This window comes from Frigoribacterium endophyticum, assembly GCF_011759585.1.
Taxonomy (GTDB): Bacteria; Actinomycetota; Actinomycetes; order Actinomycetales; family Microbacteriaceae; genus Frigoribacterium; species Frigoribacterium endophyticum.
The window spans coordinates 137,349-152,690 of sequence record NZ_JAAOYV010000002.1 but is presented as its reverse complement, the minus strand read 5'-3'; the positions used below and the strand labels follow the sequence as shown (position 1 = coordinate 152,690).

General features: G+C 66.7%; 19 protein-coding genes. 10 read left to right on the top strand and 9 right to left on the bottom strand.

Going from position 1 to position 15,342, the window contains the following annotated elements:
• The first annotated feature begins 8 nt into the window (after positions 1 to 8).
• From FHR77_RS08070 to FHR77_RS16005, 3 genes are all read left to right on the top strand, one after another.
• On the top strand, positions 9 to 2,030 hold the full coding sequence (locus FHR77_RS08070; RefSeq protein WP_167259634.1) for a serine hydrolase: 2,022 nt from the start codon (positions 9 to 11) through the stop codon (positions 2,028 to 2,030).
• 175 nt (positions 2,031 to 2,205) lie between these two features.
• Positions 2,206 to 2,499, top strand: coding sequence for a helix-turn-helix transcriptional regulator (locus FHR77_RS16010; RefSeq protein ID WP_243861626.1), 294 nt, complete (start codon positions 2,206 to 2,208; stop codon positions 2,497 to 2,499).
• Positions 2,500 to 2,508: 9 nt separating this feature from the next.
• Positions 2,509 to 2,703, top strand: coding sequence for a hypothetical protein (locus FHR77_RS16005; RefSeq protein WP_243861624.1), 195 nt, complete (start codon positions 2,509 to 2,511; stop codon positions 2,701 to 2,703).
• Between the two features lie 26 nt (positions 2,704 to 2,729).
• Here the strand turns inward: FHR77_RS16005 and FHR77_RS08060 are convergent, their stop codons facing one another.
• Positions 2,730 to 3,083 carry a winged helix-turn-helix transcriptional regulator gene (locus tag FHR77_RS08060; RefSeq protein ID WP_167259633.1) on the bottom strand — a complete coding sequence of 118 codons (354 nt, stop codon included), beginning with the start codon at positions 3,081 to 3,083 and terminating at the stop codon, positions 2,730 to 2,732.
• A 65-nt stretch (positions 3,084 to 3,148) separates the two neighbouring features.
• Here FHR77_RS08060 and FHR77_RS08055 point away from each other — a divergent pair, with 65 nt between their 5' ends.
• Together FHR77_RS08055 and FHR77_RS16750 are read left to right on the top strand one after the other, a co-directional pair.
• On the top strand, positions 3,149 to 3,997 hold the full coding sequence (locus tag FHR77_RS08055) for an SDR family oxidoreductase (protein WP_167259632.1): 849 nt from the start codon (positions 3,149 to 3,151) through the stop codon (positions 3,995 to 3,997).
• A gap of 462 nt (positions 3,998 to 4,459) precedes the next feature.
• Positions 4,460 to 5,023, top strand: coding sequence for a nucleotidyltransferase domain-containing protein (locus FHR77_RS16750; RefSeq protein ID WP_424955735.1), 564 nt, complete (start codon positions 4,460 to 4,462; stop codon positions 5,021 to 5,023).
• 77 nt (positions 5,024 to 5,100) lie between these two features.
• Here the strand turns inward: FHR77_RS16750 and FHR77_RS08045 are convergent, their stop codons facing one another.
• The 4 genes from FHR77_RS08045 to FHR77_RS08030 form a co-directional block, all read right to left on the bottom strand.
• Positions 5,101 to 5,925, bottom strand: coding sequence for a hypothetical protein (locus FHR77_RS08045; protein ID WP_167259630.1), 825 nt, complete (start codon positions 5,923 to 5,925; stop codon positions 5,101 to 5,103).
• 221 nt (positions 5,926 to 6,146) lie between these two features.
• Complete coding sequence (locus FHR77_RS08040) at positions 6,147 to 7,106, bottom strand: hypothetical protein (RefSeq protein ID WP_167259629.1); 960 nt, start codon at positions 7,104 to 7,106, stop codon at positions 6,147 to 6,149.
• Between the two features lie 767 nt (positions 7,107 to 7,873).
• A complete protein-coding gene (locus FHR77_RS08035; RefSeq protein WP_167259628.1) occupies positions 7,874 to 8,080 on the bottom strand; it encodes a hypothetical protein in 207 nt (68 codons plus the stop codon).
• A 211-nt stretch (positions 8,081 to 8,291) separates the two neighbouring features.
• Complete coding sequence (locus FHR77_RS08030) at positions 8,292 to 8,435, bottom strand: hypothetical protein (protein ID WP_167259627.1); 144 nt, start codon at positions 8,433 to 8,435, stop codon at positions 8,292 to 8,294.
• Between the two features lie 77 nt (positions 8,436 to 8,512).
• Here FHR77_RS08030 and FHR77_RS16000 point away from each other — a divergent pair, with 77 nt between their 5' ends.
• Entirely contained in the window at positions 8,513 to 9,049 is a 537-nt protein-coding gene (locus FHR77_RS16000; protein WP_243861622.1) for a putative immunity protein, read from the top strand.
• Between the two features lie 104 nt (positions 9,050 to 9,153).
• Here FHR77_RS16000 and FHR77_RS08025 read toward each other — a convergent pair whose 3' ends face one another.
• From FHR77_RS08025 to FHR77_RS08015, 3 genes are read right to left on the bottom strand one after another with little or no spacing between them, the layout of a single operon-like run.
• The gene (locus FHR77_RS08025; protein ID WP_167259626.1) at positions 9,154 to 9,441 is read right to left on the bottom strand and encodes a redoxin family protein; all 288 of its coding nucleotides are present in this window, start codon (positions 9,439 to 9,441) and stop codon (positions 9,154 to 9,156) included.
• Positions 9,438 to 9,764, bottom strand: a complete 327-nt coding sequence (locus FHR77_RS08020) for a hypothetical protein (RefSeq protein ID WP_167259625.1) — start codon at positions 9,762 to 9,764, stop codon at positions 9,438 to 9,440. The genes FHR77_RS08025 and FHR77_RS08020 overlap by 4 nt, the downstream gene beginning before the upstream one ends.
• 54 nt (positions 9,765 to 9,818) lie before the next feature.
• Positions 9,819 to 10,460, bottom strand: a complete 642-nt coding sequence (locus tag FHR77_RS08015) for a TetR/AcrR family transcriptional regulator (RefSeq protein ID WP_167259624.1) — start codon at positions 10,458 to 10,460, stop codon at positions 9,819 to 9,821.
• Positions 10,461 to 10,573: 113 nt separating this feature from the next.
• Between FHR77_RS08015 and FHR77_RS08010 the strand changes: the two genes are divergently transcribed.
• On the top strand, positions 10,574 to 11,701 hold the full coding sequence (locus tag FHR77_RS08010; protein ID WP_167259623.1) for an FAD-dependent monooxygenase: 1,128 nt from the start codon (positions 10,574 to 10,576) through the stop codon (positions 11,699 to 11,701).
• A gap of 97 nt (positions 11,702 to 11,798) precedes the next feature.
• Here the strand turns inward: FHR77_RS08010 and FHR77_RS08005 are convergent, their stop codons facing one another.
• Entirely contained in the window at positions 11,799 to 12,674 is an 876-nt protein-coding gene (locus FHR77_RS08005; RefSeq protein WP_167259622.1) for a cyclase family protein, read from the bottom strand.
• 138 nt (positions 12,675 to 12,812) lie between these two features.
• Here FHR77_RS08005 and FHR77_RS08000 point away from each other — a divergent pair, with 138 nt between their 5' ends.
• From FHR77_RS08000 to FHR77_RS07990, 3 genes are all read left to right on the top strand, one after another.
• Complete coding sequence (locus FHR77_RS08000) at positions 12,813 to 13,277, top strand: MarR family winged helix-turn-helix transcriptional regulator (RefSeq protein ID WP_167259621.1); 465 nt, start codon at positions 12,813 to 12,815, stop codon at positions 13,275 to 13,277.
• A 44-nt stretch (positions 13,278 to 13,321) separates the two neighbouring features.
• The gene (locus tag FHR77_RS07995; protein ID WP_167259620.1) at positions 13,322 to 13,792 is read left to right on the top strand and encodes a GNAT family N-acetyltransferase; all 471 of its coding nucleotides are present in this window, start codon (positions 13,322 to 13,324) and stop codon (positions 13,790 to 13,792) included.
• Positions 13,793 to 14,424: 632 nt separating this feature from the next.
• Positions 14,425 to 15,090, top strand: coding sequence for an SDR family NAD(P)-dependent oxidoreductase (locus FHR77_RS07990; protein WP_167259619.1), 666 nt, complete (start codon positions 14,425 to 14,427; stop codon positions 15,088 to 15,090).
• Positions 15,091 to 15,342: the final 252 nt, after the last annotated feature.

Genomic DNA, 15,342 nt, shown 5'->3' with positions numbered 1-15,342 from the left:
GGACGCCCGTGACGCCTGCTCGCCCCCAGATCGTGGCGGGCGTCGTGTCGACGCTGGTCGCCTGCCTGCTCGTGGCATCCTGTGCCACCGCGCCTCGCGCCTCCGTCGTCCCGGGCCTCGGGGGAGGCGCCTCCGAGCTGACGACCGCCGAGGCGGATGCATGGCTCGACGGATTCATCCCGGCCGCCTTGGAGAGGGAGGGCATCGTCGGCGCGACCGTCTCGATCGTCGCGGACGGCGAGGTCGTCACCGAACGGAGCTGGGGCTGGTCGGACCTCGGTGACGAGCGGGCGGACCGACGTCCCGTCGACCCCGACAGCACACTTTTCCGGATCGGGTCGATCTCGAAGGTCGTCACCGCGACCGTCGTCATGTCGCTCGTCGAGGAGGGCGTCCTCGATCTCGACGAGCCCGTCCAGGACCGCCTCGACGTCACGCTGCCCCGCGCGTTCGACCGCCCGGTGACCCTCCGTCACCTGCTGAGCCACACCGCGGGCTTCGAGGACGAGCTGGCTGGCGTCATCGCAGGCCCGGGAGAGGGGCCGACGACGCTGAGGGACGCCGTGGCCGTTGATCCGCCCGAGCAGATCTACGAGCCCGGCACGACCCCCGCGTACTCGAACTGGTCGAACGGAGTCGCGGCGTACGTCGCCGAGCGGGCCACCGGACGCCCGTGGGCTGATCTCGTCCAGGAGCGGGTCTTCGACCCCGCAGGCATGGTGTCCGCGACGCTCGACCAGCCCCTGTCCTCCGGCGACGCCGCCGTGGTCTCCGGGGGCTGGGACGCTGCTGGGGCAGCGGCGGTGCCCTTCGAGATCGTCTCTCCGGCGCCTGCCGGCGCGGTCTCAGCCACGGCATCGGACATGAGCGCGTTCATGCTCGCCCAGCTCGGGCACACCGACGGCATGCTCGGGCCGGAGGCCCTCGAGCAGATGCACGCACCTGCCCTCGATGGTGACGACCTTGGCGGGCTCGCTGCCGGGCCTCGCATGACGCTTGGCCTCTTCGAGGACGACCGCAACGGACACCGCGTCCTCGGCCACGGCGGCGACCTCACAGCCTTCCACGCCCAGATGGACCTCTGGCCCGACGACGACGCAGGCATCTACGTCTCCCTCAACAGCACGGGCGCTCGGGGCGACGCCACGACGGCCGTGCGCGAAGCCCTGGTGGACGGCTTCGCCGACCGGTGGTTCCCGTCCGACGCCGCGGAGGGGGCGGCCGTGACCGCCACGGAGACCGCCGGGGAGCACGCGGACGCCCTGGTGGGCAGCTACCAGGTGTCGAGGCGTGCGGAGTCGACCTTCGTCCGGCTCTTCTACGCCCTGTCGGCGGTGGACGTCTCCCGTGGTCCTGACGACTCCGTCCTGATCTCGGCCCTCACGGACACGTCGGGGGCGCCCGTCGAGCTGGTGGAGGTCGAGCCGTGGGTCTGGCAGGAGGTCGACGGCGATAGGAGGGTCGCCGTCGACCAGGTCGACGGTTCCGTTCACGCTGTAGGGCTCAACCCCGCGTTCACCCTGCAGCCGATGCCGGCGACGCGGCAGGTCCTGCCCCTCGTCCTCGTCGCGTCGCTGGCCGTGCTGGTGCTGGCTCTCGTCGGCGCCGTCGTCGCGGCGGGACGCAGGGTGTGGTCCGGGAGGCGCGTGACGGGGTCCGCCCAGTCGCGTGCAGAGTCGATCGGTCGAGTCGGGGTCGCCGTCGCCCTGCTGGCACTCGTGGTCGCCGGCGTGCTCTGGGCCACGGTCGCGTCCGCCCTGCTGAGTGACGCCGGACCACCGTCCGCGGTCGTGCTGCGGACGGCGCAGGTCCTGACTGCCGTCGCCGTGGCGGGGGCGCTGCCGGCGACGGCGATCCTCGTCGGGAGGGTGAGGCGCGCACCTGCAGAGCCGGCAGCCGGGGGCGGAGCGCCTCCACGCCTCAGGAAGGTCGTCGCCGTCGCCGGTCAGGCGCTCCTGGTCCTCGCGTTCACGGGGCTCGGGTACGCCGCCGTGACCGGTGGCCTGCTGCTCCCCGACATCACCTACTGAGGGGCGGCCGAACCGATTGCCGTAGGCCTGAGGATCGTTGCATGTCCCTGCGCCGCCGACCGGAGGTGAGCTGCAGCGTGCTCGGGGCCCATCGTGCGCGAGGCGGGAGCTCTGTCGTGGAGGTGTCGGGTCGGTGTCGTGGACCTCGGCGCCGGTCGTTCCTAGTGTGAGGTTCATGAACGAGACACGGTTCAGCGATCTCCGGACCCAGATGGGTTGGACCCAGGAACGCTTCGCAGACGAGAGCGGCGTCACCGTCCGCACCGTCCAGAGACTCGAGGCAGGCAACGACAGGAGCCTCGACACTCTCCCGCGAGTGGCGACGGCGTTCGGTGTCCCGGTTCGCGAGCTCTTCGTCGCCGTTTCCGAGGAAGACTACGGCCGCTCAGTCATCGCCCTCGACGAACGGACGACTCGCCAGCAGGAACGGCGGGGCCGTGTCGAGGAAGGCTTCCGAGCCCTGTTCTAGGGGGTGGGCGTGCTCGTCACGATCGCCGTGGTCGTTGCAGTCGCCACCGACGTCGTGCCGAACGTCGCGATCTTCTCGATCCCGGCTTACTGGGTCGCCGGGTGGCTGCTGTCGATGTTCCTGTTCCTCGTCGTCCTTAGCCCGCGCCTTGACCGCGCCTATCTACTCTCCCGTGCCGCGACGGAGGAGGTGACGAGCAGGTAGACACACCGTCCCCGATAGCCGATCCTCTATCGAGGAACCACCTCGACCTCTGCGTCGGGTGTCGGCGGGACGGACAGCGCCCAGGCATTCATCGACTCGAGCACGGGCCGGAGCCCTTGCCCCGTCGGTGTGAGCTCGTAGACGACGCGCGGCGGGATCTCGGGGTACGCCGTCCTGGTGACGAGGCCCGACGTCTCGAACTTCCGGAGGCGGTTGGTGAGGGTGTGCGCGCTGATGCCGTTCAGTGCCTCCTTCAGCTCGGTGAAACGAGCCGGGCCCTCGAGGAGCTCTCGCACGATGAGCGTTGCCCAGGGGCCGTCGAGCAGTGTCAGGAACTTCGCGATGCCGCACTCGGGCCAGATCTCCCCACAGAAAGCCATGAACATGGACGATACGTCATTGGTGCAGTTGACGTAACTGGTGCACCAGATGCATTGATATCTTCATGACCTATCTCATCCACGGCGCTACTGGCGCCCAGGGCTCCCCCGTCGTCGCGTCCCTTCTCGCTTCCGGCGCCGCCGTCACCGCGGCGGTCCGCGACCCGTCCGCCTATGAGGGAGGCGGCGCGCCCGTCGCCGTCGACCTGATGTCGGTCGCGTCCCTCGCGGCGGCCTACGAGGGCGTCGACGGCGTCTTCGTGCACCTTCCGGTCGGCGACGCCGCCCAGCAGCTCGCGCATGCCCGGACGGTCGTCGCAGCCGTCGAGCAGGCACGGCCGGCCCGGGTGGTCGTCTCGACCAGCGGGTACCCGACGGAGGGCGACGGTGCGGCTGAGAGTCCCGTCGGCGTCCTCATTGCCGGTCTGCGGGCGACCGGGGTCTCCGTCGCCGTCGCGGCCCCGCGCCTCTTCCTCGAGAACCTGCTGCTGCCGCCGGTCGCCGCGGGCGTAGAGCAGGAGGGCGTCCTCCGCTACCCGATCCGTGACGACTATGCCGTGTCGTGGAGCTCGCACCTCGACGTGGCCGACGTCGTCGCGCGACTGCTGCAGGACGGCTCCGTGACCGGTGTCGTCGGGGTCGGCGCGCTGCCGGGCCTCGTGGGCTCCGACCTCGCGGCTGGCTTCGCCGCGGCCTGGGGCACGAGCGTGCGGTTCGAGGCGCAGGACGTCGACGACTTCGGCCGCGTCATCGAGCCCCTCTTCGGATCGGCCGGAGCGGACCCTGTCGTGGCCTCGTACCGGTGGCGGGCCACCCTGCCCTCCGAGCTCATCGACCCTGCCACGAGCGCACAGCAGCGGCTTGAGCTCAGCCCGCGCACTGTCGAGCAGTGGCTCAAGGACCTCCGGGCCTGACCCGTTCACTGTACGACAACAAGGACTGCTCCCCGACCGAGGCCATCTTTAGTCGGGGAGCGGTTCTGATCCGGCCAGGGCCCGCTCGTGGTGTTCATCGGCGCTAGTCACAAACGATCGTTTCTCCATGCCCGGTAGGGGATCGTCTGGCGGGCCCAGGGGGTTCCTCACCCAGAAGCTAAGAGAGGATGTTCCGAACAGACGCCAGGCTTTGTCCGCTCGCGATCGCGATGGCTCCTTCCGAGGCTCCCGCGTTTGCCGCCTCGCGGATGAGGGCGACCCAGCTCGGCGGGAAGCTCGCCGCAGGATTCTTCCTGCGGCGTAGATCCTCTGTTGCGGATGCCAGTCGTGCCAAGGCGTCGTCGGCAGCGACATTGACAGCAGGAGCAGTGCCCTCGCTTCCGAAGGTAAAGGACCAGTCGGGTGACGCGGGCAGGTCGTGAGCGTCGATGGTTCGCTCCAATGCCAGAAATTGCGAGACGACTTCCAACCTCGAGTGTGTCAGGCGCGTGTCCCGAGAGGGGATCGCACGTCGGTACGTCCTTTGCCGAGGAGATTGGGTGGTGGGGTGACAATGCACCCATGACGACGAGGTTGAAGGGACGCCGGCGGGAGGCGGCCCGGGTGGTCGACGCGGTCTCTCGGGAGGCGAACGTCTCGTCGGAGATCCAGGCGGTCGCTTTGGTGGGCTCGTATGCCCGAGGAGCGGAACGGATGGCTAGCGACGTTGATCTGGTTCTCCTGGCGGCTGACCCTGACGCTCTGGCTGCGTCCCCCTGGTTCGTGCGCCTGCTGCCTGGGGCAGAGCTCGTGAGGTCGAGGCGATGGGGTCCTGTCCGGGAGCGTCGTTATCGGCTCTGCTCGGGGCTGTTCGTCGAGCTGGGTATCGCTCCGGTGTCCTGGGCTGACCTTCCCCTCGATGCCGGCACCCGCCGCGTACTCAGTGACGGTCATCGGGTGCTGTATGACGAAGGCCTTCTCAGCGAGGCGTCCAAGCTCGTCAGATCGGATACCGCTGCCCGATAGGGGATCGGCCATCGGTCGGGGTTGGGTTTTGGTGCAGGGGTGACGGTTTGGCCGCTGCAATCCGGTGCACCGGCGCGCTAGTTGCGATCCGGCGGCAAGGCGCAGGACGCTGGAGAGCTTTGGGCGACGTATTGCGCCATGATCACGCCACTGATCTCGCTCTTCGGTGCCGGCCGTGCGACGCTGAAGAGGTCTCGACGCCTCCCCGATGCCACATCCACGGCAATGAAGTGCATGCGTGCTCCCACGTCGCGGTAGGCAAGGAGACTGGCGTCGTCGATCCACCCGACGAGTGTCAACCAGGGGGTGTCGCGGGGGTTCTCGATGACGGTGTCGAGGCGCGTGAGAGAACCGAGTCGCGTGTCGAGCACCTCGGGGTAGCCGCCTGGACTTGAAGCCACGAGAAGCCGTGAGCCGTCCGGGCTCCAGCACCCGGAGCCGACCAGTTCGACGCCGTCGAACCGCTCCACTTGGTCGTCTAACAAGTCGACGGTGGTTACCCCGCTGATCTGCCGATCAGGCGTCTGATGGCTAAGAGCGAGGTGCCGTCCGTCCGAGGTGAACTGCGCAGCAGGCCCCGTCTGGTTGTGGCCGAACCGGTCGTCGACGGGAAGCTCGATGACCGAGCACTCCTGGGTGAGGACGTACTTCCAGTGCGTCGAGTGATCCGGTCCGCTTGCCGTCATCGTGACGTCGAGGACTACGCCGTTCGGTCCATAGGCTCGCGGACGAGACCTTGGCGCCTCGATCGTCTGTCGCCCCGTCAGGAGGTCTTGTTCGACGTGCTCGTCGGCTTGAGGCGCTAGGCCACGGACTCGACGCTCGAACCGGAGGCGCGTGCCGCTCGGATCGAGCGAGGAAGACGACAAGCGAACGATCGTCCTGTCGCCGATGTCGGTCAACTCGAGCAGGCCACCGTGTGAGCCCCAAGCCCAAGCCCGGCCCGCACCCCAGATCATCCACGGAATGCGACTGCTGGGCCGGCCAGCTCGGCTCCTCGAGGCGCGTGGGCCACCTGCCACCGCTCGTTCGCCAGTCACCATGTCATCCTGGCTCTCGGTCTCTGCGTAATTGCCTCTGATGAGGTGTTCGTGCACCTCTAAGGCGCGAGGCTGACTTCCGCTCAGCGAAGCTGGAGACCACTGGGATGTTCCGCCACGGCCTGCGGCGCCCAGAGCCATGGATGTGCACCGCCCGCGGGAAGGGGAAGTCGAAAGCTGACTTGCTCGCGCGCGACACCTGACTTGATGTCAGCAGCGTGCACGGTGATGACTCGCTGCTTTCTCGACGAGAGCAGTACGTGCCGAGAATCGGACCAACCCCGAACCGTGGCCCCGGCCAAGGACGGGTCGAGCGGAAGTGGTGTCACCTGGCCTGCGTCCACGTCATAGAGGACCAGGCGGCTCTCGCTCCTCGCCCGGGGGTTGCGTGGTTCACCGATGAGGCATCGACTGTCCGGGCTCCACGCGTTGGATCCAGATGACACGAATCCGTCGTTCCGGATCATGTGCCCCTTGGACAGGTCCACGACGACCAGGCTGCCGGCTTCGCCCATGCCGTGGTCGAAGCTGATTGCGGTCCGTTGCCCGTCGGGGGAGAGCTGCACTGGCCGCTGTTGGCGAATGCTGCCGGGAAGGTCGTCGAAGGGCACTCGTACCCACTCGCTCTCCGGCAAAGGGTGCGTGAGGTCGCGCTCGCCTTGATGAATGAGCAACACCGACTTGGTTGCTCGAGATTCGACCCAGTCGATGTACTCGAGACGGAACTCCTGACCTCGACGGCCGTAAAAGTGTTTCACCGAGGCGGGTAGCAGCTCCAGTTCCTCTTCGTGCCCCGAGAGGAGATCGAGGGAGAACCGTGCCCGGGGTGAGCCTCGCAGTGCCAGCACGCAGGAGTAGTAGAGCATGCTCCCATCGACCGACAAGTCAAACTCAAAGACCTCTCTGGGCGCCCGGAAGGGGCTGCGGATCTTGACCAGACCGACACCTGGTCGCCAGCCCCAGAGGTCAGTCGGTCCGGGGATCGCGAAGAGGACCGGACCTGACGAGCCACGGTTCGCGTTCATTTCAGCAGCGACTGACATGCCGCCCTCTCTTTCCTAGTCGCGAGCCGGTGGTGCCCGATGGCCGGTCGTTCACTGGCCCACGCAAGCGAACCGGTTACCGGCGTCGGTGCACTCGGTTCACGACGAGGTCGAGGGCCCAGAGAACGGAGGCAACGACTAGAAGGACGATTCCTGTTCCGAGGAAAAGCCACCCGGTGTCATGAGCCGGAGGAGATGCGAGAGCCGCGTAGACGAGGCCAGCGACGAGCACGATCATGCACAGAGCCGAGAAGCAGACGCTCGTGCGACGTATCCGGCTCATCCCATAAGCATGTCATTCGCGCCACCGCAGCCCCGATGCCCCGATGCCCATCAGACGATGGGTTGCTGCAACTGTTGGTAAACACTGACTGACTCGTTCATCTCTCGCATCCACAGGCGGCCGTCCGGGTTTGTCATACCGCTACGACTCGCGAAACGGAACGCGTCTGATGGCGGAAAAGGGAAGGCACTTCAAGAGTGCGAAGCATGGGATTGCACACGGCTCTGTCGGTCTAGCTTTCGGCCTGATCCTCATTTTGGCGCCGGGCAGCGGGAGTACTGAGGGGGGCACCTGGTCTGCAGCACTTGGCATACCTACATGGGGTCTCGGAGCTGCACTCGTGGTCATTAGTGGCTTCATCTTGTTCTTGGAATCCGGCAAGCCCGTCTCGAAAAGTAAGCGCGCAGCGAACGAGCCGCCCCCTTCGAACACAGCCGGTTTTCCGGTGGATGATCCCCGACGGGGACAGGGCCCGCGTGTCCAGTCAGTCGATGAAAATAGACGCAAGCGTCGAGGCAAGTGCGATTACCAGCACAGCCGAGAAGACGCGGATCTGGAGACGCGATTCTCGAGCCCCAGCAGGGTCTAGGTCTCCCTGCTCGATGAGCTGTCGCGCGTGCCGGTTGCGGCGCACCGCCATGACCAGGAACACGATCACAGTCGCCGTGACAGAACCAAGTCCAGCAGTCATCACATGAGCGTCCCATGCTCTCTCGGGGCGGTGATCGCGCCGGATTGACGACCGTTCGCCTGGCGCAGCTCCATGGATCAGGGACGGCGGCGCCACGCGCGACGAGGATCAGCGAACCACTGAGCCAGGGAGAGCCCGAGATCGATCAGGTCGGTCCGCACAGACGCACGCTAGCGGCATCAAGAACCGGGCAGTTGTCGACGTGGTGCTGTTACTTGTCCCGGTTGGAGTTGCGGACGTGACGAACCCAGAAAGCAATGATGAGTAGGACCCATGCGCCAAAGACGGTCCAGCCCACAAGACCCGGATCACCGAACGGCTTCACTGGAATGCCCATCGCCATGAAGGTCGTCATTAGGGCAGTCAACTGCAGAGCGGCGATCGCTGTCCCGATAGGGGATCGTCGACCGAACCGTCTGCGAGAGTGCTGGCATGCTCTCGCCGCAGTCGCTGTCCGAAGATGATCGCCGTCTCGTCGCAGCGTGGGCTGCTGACTGCGCTGAGAGGGTCCTGCCTCTCTTCGAGGCTGAGGCTCCAGATGACGACCGACCACGGGACGGGATTGCTCGAGCGCGAGCGTTTTCGCGAGGTGAGCTGGATGCGGCGGGAGAGATCCGGCGCCGTTTCGTCGCGGGTCGGGCCGCGCAGTCAGCGACTTCCCCGGCGGGGAAGGCTGCTGCATGGTCCGCGGGCCAGGCTGCTGGCGTAGCGCACATGGGCGCTCATGCTCTCGGCGCGGCCGCCTATGCGGTGAAAGCGGCCGAGCTGGCGACGCCGAAGCGAGGCGAGACCGAGGTCCTGTGGCAGGTGCAGCATATGAGCCGCTCAGTACGGGCCGCGCTTCGAACCCTGCCGCTTCTCGGAGAGGACTCGTCGGGCCCTCTTGGTCCGGGGCTCCTGGCTGCTGGTGCCCTTGGCAGCACGATCCACGCTCTGCAAGCCGCCCTGAGAGACACCGAGCCGAGCTGACTTCCCACCTCAACCTTGTCCAGCCCGTCCCGTCAGGGGATCGGCTATGGGGTTTCCTTTCGGCCTATCACTCGGCAAGGCAGAGTCGGCCGGTGCCACCTAGTTCACTCGGGTGTTGCGGCCGCGGTCGTGACGAGTGCTCGGAGGATTGAAGGATCGACGGACCCGAGGACTCGAGCGCTCACGCGTCCCTTGGCGTCGAGGACGAATGTCGCAGGGGTCGCGTTGGGGGCCGTCTTGCCAGCGAAGGCGAGCTGGACGCTTCCAGTGTTCACGTCGGTGGCGGTGGGGTAGGTGACGTCGAATCGTTGGGTGAATGCGTCCGCGGTGGTGGGCTGGTCCCTGACGTTGACCCCAAGGAACGCGGCATCATCGGCGACGTCCTCGCTCACCGCTTGAAGATCCGCCGCTTCCATTCGGCGAGAACGGCGACCTTGCCTTGATAGTCAGCCGCCGTGATCTTCGTGCCGTCGCTGAGTTCGGAGTCGAATTCGATTGGGTTGCCGCGGTCTTCAGGGGCAATTTCGGTCACGACCTGGTCGGCTGAGATGTATCCCTTGTCGTCACCCCACTGCTGTTCGATTCCCGACGATGAGGTGCACCCAGCCACGGCTGCGCAGGTAGCCAAGAGAAGAGCCAAAAGGGATAACCGTCGACGTGTTCGCACGCGTGAGAATAACTCGGCCAACCTGCGCGCGAACAGCGTGGCGCTCATGCGTTGTTCCCCTGACCCGGCTGACCCGTGAGGGGATGGTCTATCGAGATGCGTTCAGGTGGCGTACTCCCTGTGCCACCAGGTCGACAAGTGGTCAAGGGTCGCCGTGGCTGCGCCGTCTAGACGCTCGCGAGTGTCTCCCCGATGAGCATCCGACAAGACCGCGTCGCCGATGCTCGCGGTGGTCTGCTGCACCACCGAGACAAGTGCGGCCGCGTATGCCCGCTCGGACATCGCGTTCGGTCCCGTGCCGGCAAGTTCCGCTGCCACCGCGGTCGTGACGTCGTCGTAGAACACCAGGGCCCGGCGTCGGAGTAGCGCACTGAGCCGACACTGCGCGGGGAACTCGCCCTTGGCTAATCCCTCGTCGTCATCGACGTACCGATCGATGTCCTCGAGGACGAGGGAGCGCATCGCATCGGCTGGTGACTGCTGGGGGTCTCGCCGGGAGATCGCACCCCTGATCTTCTCGAGCACTTCGTCTGCTCGGTCGAAGACGAGGTCGGGCTTGGTCGGGAAGTAGTTGTAGACCGTCGGCTCCGATACGCCCGCGGCGTCCGCGATGTCCGCGATGGACACCTCGTCGTACCCGTGCTGCGCGAAGAGCCGAGCCGCCACATCGCCCAGACGCTCGCGGGTCTCTCGCTTCTTACGTTCTCGGAGCCCTGATCTGGCACCCGCGCTTGCTTGCTCCATCCCACGAGTCTGCCACGAAAAATAAAGTGACCCAAAGTTTCTGCTACGGTCGGCCTCACCAGGATGTTTGGGTCACTATAAGTTCGGTGGGAGCCGGGAAACGAGGATGATCGATGAACACGCGCACGCAGGAACAGGTGTTGATCTCGGGAGCGAGCTTCGCGGGTCTCGCGACAGCACTGTGGATGCGTCGGCTCGGCTACGAGGTCACGATCGTCGAGATCGGATCCGGACTGAAGCGCGGCGGCACCCCCGTCGACATCCGCGAGGACACCATCGCGATCGTCGAACGGATGGGCGTGCTTGAGGAGATCCAAGCGAAGGCGCTTGCTCCCCGCGTGACCGAGTTCACGACGCCGGAGGGAGAGCTCATCGCGCGGATGGACCCAGAACCGCCCACGGACGACTCGGTCGGCGACGGCTACGAGATCCACCGAGACGATCTGCTGGACATCCTCGCCGCCGCGACGGAGGGGGAGGTCGAGATGCTGTGGGGCAACTCCATCGAGTCGTTGACCGAGCCCGACGAGGACAGTGTTCACGTGGTCTTCCGCGATGGCACAGAGCGGGACTTCTCGATGGTGTTCGGGTGCGACGGCAACCACTCCACGGTGCGGCGACTGCGCTTCGGTCAGGAAGCACTCCACACCCACTTCCTGCAGACGTACTTCTCCGTCGCCACCCTCGACCACCTCATCATCGACCAGCAGACGACCCAGATCACTAACGCGCCCGGCGTAACGATGCTGGTGAACTCCTACGACACCACGACCGACCTCGTGCTCGGCTTCCGATCCGAGCAGGAAATCCCGTACGACCACCACGACGTCGACCAGCAGAAGCGCATCCTCCGCGAGCACCTGCTGCAGGCTGGCGCACCGTTCTCGGACCACGTCGACGAGGCGGTCAACGTCGACACCTTCTACTTCGACAAGCTCAGTCAGATCAAGATGCCGGCGTGGACGTCCGGACGCATCGCGCTCGTCGGTGACGCCGGCTACTGCGCATCACCTGCCGCGGGCATGGGCGGATCGCTCGCCATCATCGGCGCCACCGCCCTCTACGACGCCTTCCGAGCCGCTTACGGCGACGTCAAGCAGGCGTTCGTCGAGTACGAACGCGCACTCCAACCGACAGTCGAGGAGATCCAGCACAACGCCGAACACTTCGGCGTCAGCAGCTACTTCCCCGCTACCGACGAACAGATCCGGTCCCGCAACAACATGCTGCTCGGGCGCTGAGCAACGATCACCCCACGTAGGAGAACTCCATGTCCACCAGCGACGCGGCGTCCGATAGGGGATCGATCATTGCGATCCGCACGGCCGTGGTGTCGGTCTAGAAGATGGCTTGGGGGTTCACGGGCACGCCGGTGAGGCCGTGGAGGCGTGGCGGGGCGATGCTGAGCAGGAAAGCGTGTCGGCCGAGCTCGGCGCAGGTCGCGGCGAGGTCGTCGGTGGCGACGCTGTCGACCAGGTGCATGCCCAGGCGGGCCAGTCCGACCATGTGCATCGGCATGGGCATGTCCGGGTCGCTCGGCGGGAACGAGTCGCTGACGTCGCCGGCGTAGAGCGAGACGCCACGGTGGTGCATCCACGTCACTGCGTCGACGGTCATGCCCGGCGCCTGGGTCTCGGCGTCCCAGCTGAAGCCCCAGCCGCTCCGGACCACCACGGCGTCACCGGGCAGCACCTCGACCCCGGCCCTCGCCTCGGCCGCGTCGAGATCTGCCGCGGTGACGGGGTGCGCAGATGGCAGCCGCCCCCCCGGTGCCAGGTCGAGCAGGACTCCCCGCGTCGTGATCCCCGCGGCGAAGGCGGTCGTGGAACCGTGCACGACGCCTCCGGCCGTGACGGTCTCCTCGAGGGGGCGACCCGGGTACACGGTGCCGTCGATCGGCATGTGGGCGAAAGCATCGATGTGCGTCAGCGCCGGGTGATGCGGCGTCACGACGAGGACTTCGGACATCCCCATGGGCGGCGTGCCCGTGTAGAGCAGCGCCTGCTGCACGGGGGGCGACGGCGGTGCCGGGGGAGCGAACGGTCCGCCGAGCATCGAGGCGGGTTCGACCGGGTGCGCGAGCGACACGCTCCGGCCGACCCGCACCTCTTCAGCGGCGCGGGCCCTCGCGGCGTCGTCGATCAGGTTCAGCGTGCCGAGTTCGTCATCGGCGCCCCAGCGGCCTCGGTCGTCGGGGAGTGCGGGTGTCGTCATGGTGCCTGTCCTGTCATGTCGGTTCGGTGTCGCGCGGATGGGTGGTGCAAACTGCAAGGAGGCCATGAGAAGCAGGTTCCTGCACCATAGCCTTAAAACAGGATCCTGTTTATCTAGGTGGGCGACGAGGAGGCACATATGAGTGACGATGGAGGTCGCGGGCTCGAGCCCGTGCTGGGCTGGAACGCGGTGAAGGTCGCGCGCATCATCGGATCCCAGATCACGGCGGGGATGGCGGAGCACGACGTCAGCCTCGTGCAGTTCGGTGTGCTGTCGTGCCTGGCGGACGGTGCTGAGCTCACGTCGGCGGAGATCGCTCGGGCCGTCTTCGTTCGCCCGCAGAGCATGTCGGATGTGCTCGACGGGATGGAGCGTCGCGGTCTCGTCCGCCGGGTGGGCGTTCGCGCCCGCGGCCGGAGGAACCCAGCCGCGATCACGCCGGCCGGCCAGGCCGTGCTGGGCGCGGTGCAGCAGGTGGCCTTGGCGACGAACGACCTCAGCATGTTCGGGCTGGACGCGTCACGGAGCGCGCAGCTCAACGCACTGCTGCTCGCTGTCATCGAGGGCGCGGAGAAATCACCGGGCGTGGGCGACGCTTACTGATACATGCCCGCTAGACGATCGTGCCCGATCGCTACCGTGAACGAATGACAGTCACGCTGATCCCCCTGTCGTCCGACGACTGGAGAGTCTGGCGCTCCTTGAGGCTCGCGGCGCTGACTGAGGCCCCGGATGCTTTCGGCTCTCGGTTGGCCGACTGGATCGATGCTGATGAGAGCCGATGGCGCGAGCGCCTCTCTATCCCAGGGGCGATCGACCTCGTAGCCCTTGATGGAGGAATGGGCAGTCCGATCGGCATGGTGACCGGAACGCCGTCAGCACGGCCCGGTGCTGGCGCAGAACTCATCTCCATGTGGGTGGACCCCGCCGCACGAGGAAGAGGAGTGGCGACCTTGCTCATCGACGCCGTCGCAACGTGGGCAGCAGCCGCGGGGGCACCGGGCCTCAAGCTGTCGGTCATGGCCCAGAACGAGCCCGCCCGGCGCACCTACGAGAGGAACGGATTCGCCGTCGCAGCCAGCTCCGGGGATGAGCTCACGATGACACGGGGTCTCTGACGGCGGCAGCCGACTTGCACGCCCGCTTCCTGCCCGATAGACGATCGACAACTGGACGCCACAGTCGGTACTCGCACCGTGGGTGACAGAGCAACCTCGATGAGCTAGCTCGACGCAGCCCAGAGGACGCCGCAGCCCAAGGTCATGATGAGCACGACTGCACTTGCGCCGAGCCAAGGCTTCGCGGGAGGTGCCCACGTCTGCTTGCCCCATCCATGGTGACGGACGGTCTTCACAAGCCCCACCACGCCGAGGAGGAGACCGATCACAGCCCCTGCAACGAGAGCAAGAAGAATTGGATCGGTCCCCGACATGCGTTGAGCTTATGCGCCCCTCAGCCTTACTCAGACGGTGGTCTGTTGAGGCGATAACGGTGTCGGCTGTTCCCTGCCCATCTGCGGGCAAGGGGCGATGCTAACCCGCTTCCGCAGCCTGCCCACTAGGGGATCGTTCACCGAGATCAGTTTCGGACTGACCCATCGGGACAGCTGGCGCCCCGTAGCTGCGGGAGGGTGGCTGGCCTCCACCGTTGATCGGTGACCGATCATCTGTCGGACACGCCTACGCGAGTCGAGGGTCCTACCCAGACTGGCTTTTGCTCAACGAATCGACCGCTGCCCTAGGGTCGGGGCATGCCTCTTGCTCTCGTCACCGGAGCCGCGCGTTCGAACAGCATCGCTGCGGGCATCGTCCCTCGGCTCGAAGCCGATGGGTGGGAGGTCGTCACCAGCGACCTCGACACGGGTGATTACCCCTGCGACCTCTCGAGCCCGACCGCCCCGATCGCTCTCATAGAGCAAGTTACGAGCGAGCGCGGAACGATCGGCGGACTCGTTCTCAGCCATGCGCACGGCGTCGAGTCCGGCGTGCTGGACACCACCGCGGAGGCCTTCGACCAGCACGTCGCGGTCAACGCCCGCGCATCGCTGCTCCTGATCGCCGCGTTCGCCCGTCACGTCGACGCCGGCGGTGGAGCTGTCGTCGCGTTCACGAGCGACCACACCACCGGCAACCTGGCCTACGGCGCCTCCAAGGGCGCTCTCGACCGCATCGTCATCTCTGCCGCCCGCGAGCTCGGCCCGAAGGGCATCTCCGCGAACGTCGTGAACCCAGGACCGATCGACACGGGATGGATGGATGACGAAGCACGGGACGCGATGACGGCGTGCCACCCATTGGGACGGCCAGGGACACCCCGCGACATCGCCGGCATCACCGCGTTCCTGCTGTCGGACGAAGGACGTTGGATCAGCGGGCAGCTCCTGCGTGCCGACGGCGGTTTCTCCGCGGAGTTCTGATTGAAGGCCACACCCTGAGGGGCGTCTCTTCAACCGAGATCGGACGGGGCCGGAGCCGAGAGCAGGATGGAGGGGTGAGGGTGATGATGATCGCAGGCCAGACCCTGGCGGTATCGGCGGACCAGGAAACCAAGTGGCCGTCTCTGGTGGCTGAGGCGCTTCGCGAGGTCGTGGACGGTGAGCGGCAGGTCCCGACCGTGTGGTTCCGCAGGTCCCCGGCCCGATAGGCGATCCTCTGCCGCGAGGCTGGGC

Coding starts and splice junctions, on each gene's coding strand:
- FHR77_RS08005 (WP_167259622.1), bottom strand. CDS start 12,674: ATGACGACACCCGCACTCCCCGACGACCGAGGCCGCTGGGGCGCCGAT.
- FHR77_RS08000 (WP_167259621.1), top strand. CDS start 12,813: ATGAGTGACGATGGAGGTCGCGGGCTCGAGCCCGTGCTGGGCTGGAAC.
- FHR77_RS08030 (WP_167259627.1), bottom strand. CDS start 8,435: ATGACGACCTTCATGGCGATGGGCATTCCAGTGAAGCCGTTCGGTGAT.
- FHR77_RS16750 (WP_424955735.1), top strand. CDS start 4,460: ATGCCAGAAATTGCGAGACGACTTCCAACCTCGAGTGTGTCAGGCGCG.
- FHR77_RS08020 (WP_167259625.1), bottom strand. CDS start 9,764: ATGAGCGCCACGCTGTTCGCGCGCAGGTTGGCCGAGTTATTCTCACGC.
- FHR77_RS16010 (WP_243861626.1), top strand. CDS start 2,206: ATGAACGAGACACGGTTCAGCGATCTCCGGACCCAGATGGGTTGGACC.
- FHR77_RS08010 (WP_167259623.1), top strand. CDS start 10,574: ATGAACACGCGCACGCAGGAACAGGTGTTGATCTCGGGAGCGAGCTTC.
- FHR77_RS08040 (WP_167259629.1), bottom strand. CDS start 7,106: ATGTCAGTCGCTGCTGAAATGAACGCGAACCGTGGCTCGTCAGGTCCG.
- FHR77_RS08055 (WP_167259632.1), top strand. CDS start 3,149: ATGACCTATCTCATCCACGGCGCTACTGGCGCCCAGGGCTCCCCCGTC.
- FHR77_RS08060 (WP_167259633.1), bottom strand. CDS start 3,083: ATGGCTTTCTGTGGGGAGATCTGGCCCGAGTGCGGCATCGCGAAGTTC.
- FHR77_RS07990 (WP_167259619.1), top strand. CDS start 14,425: ATGCCTCTTGCTCTCGTCACCGGAGCCGCGCGTTCGAACAGCATCGCT.
- FHR77_RS07995 (WP_167259620.1), top strand. CDS start 13,322: ATGACAGTCACGCTGATCCCCCTGTCGTCCGACGACTGGAGAGTCTGG.
- FHR77_RS08035 (WP_167259628.1), bottom strand. CDS start 8,080: ATGACTGCTGGACTTGGTTCTGTCACGGCGACTGTGATCGTGTTCCTG.
- FHR77_RS16000 (WP_243861622.1), top strand. CDS start 8,513: ATGCTCTCGCCGCAGTCGCTGTCCGAAGATGATCGCCGTCTCGTCGCA.
- FHR77_RS08015 (WP_167259624.1), bottom strand. CDS start 10,460: ATGGAGCAAGCAAGCGCGGGTGCCAGATCAGGGCTCCGAGAACGTAAG.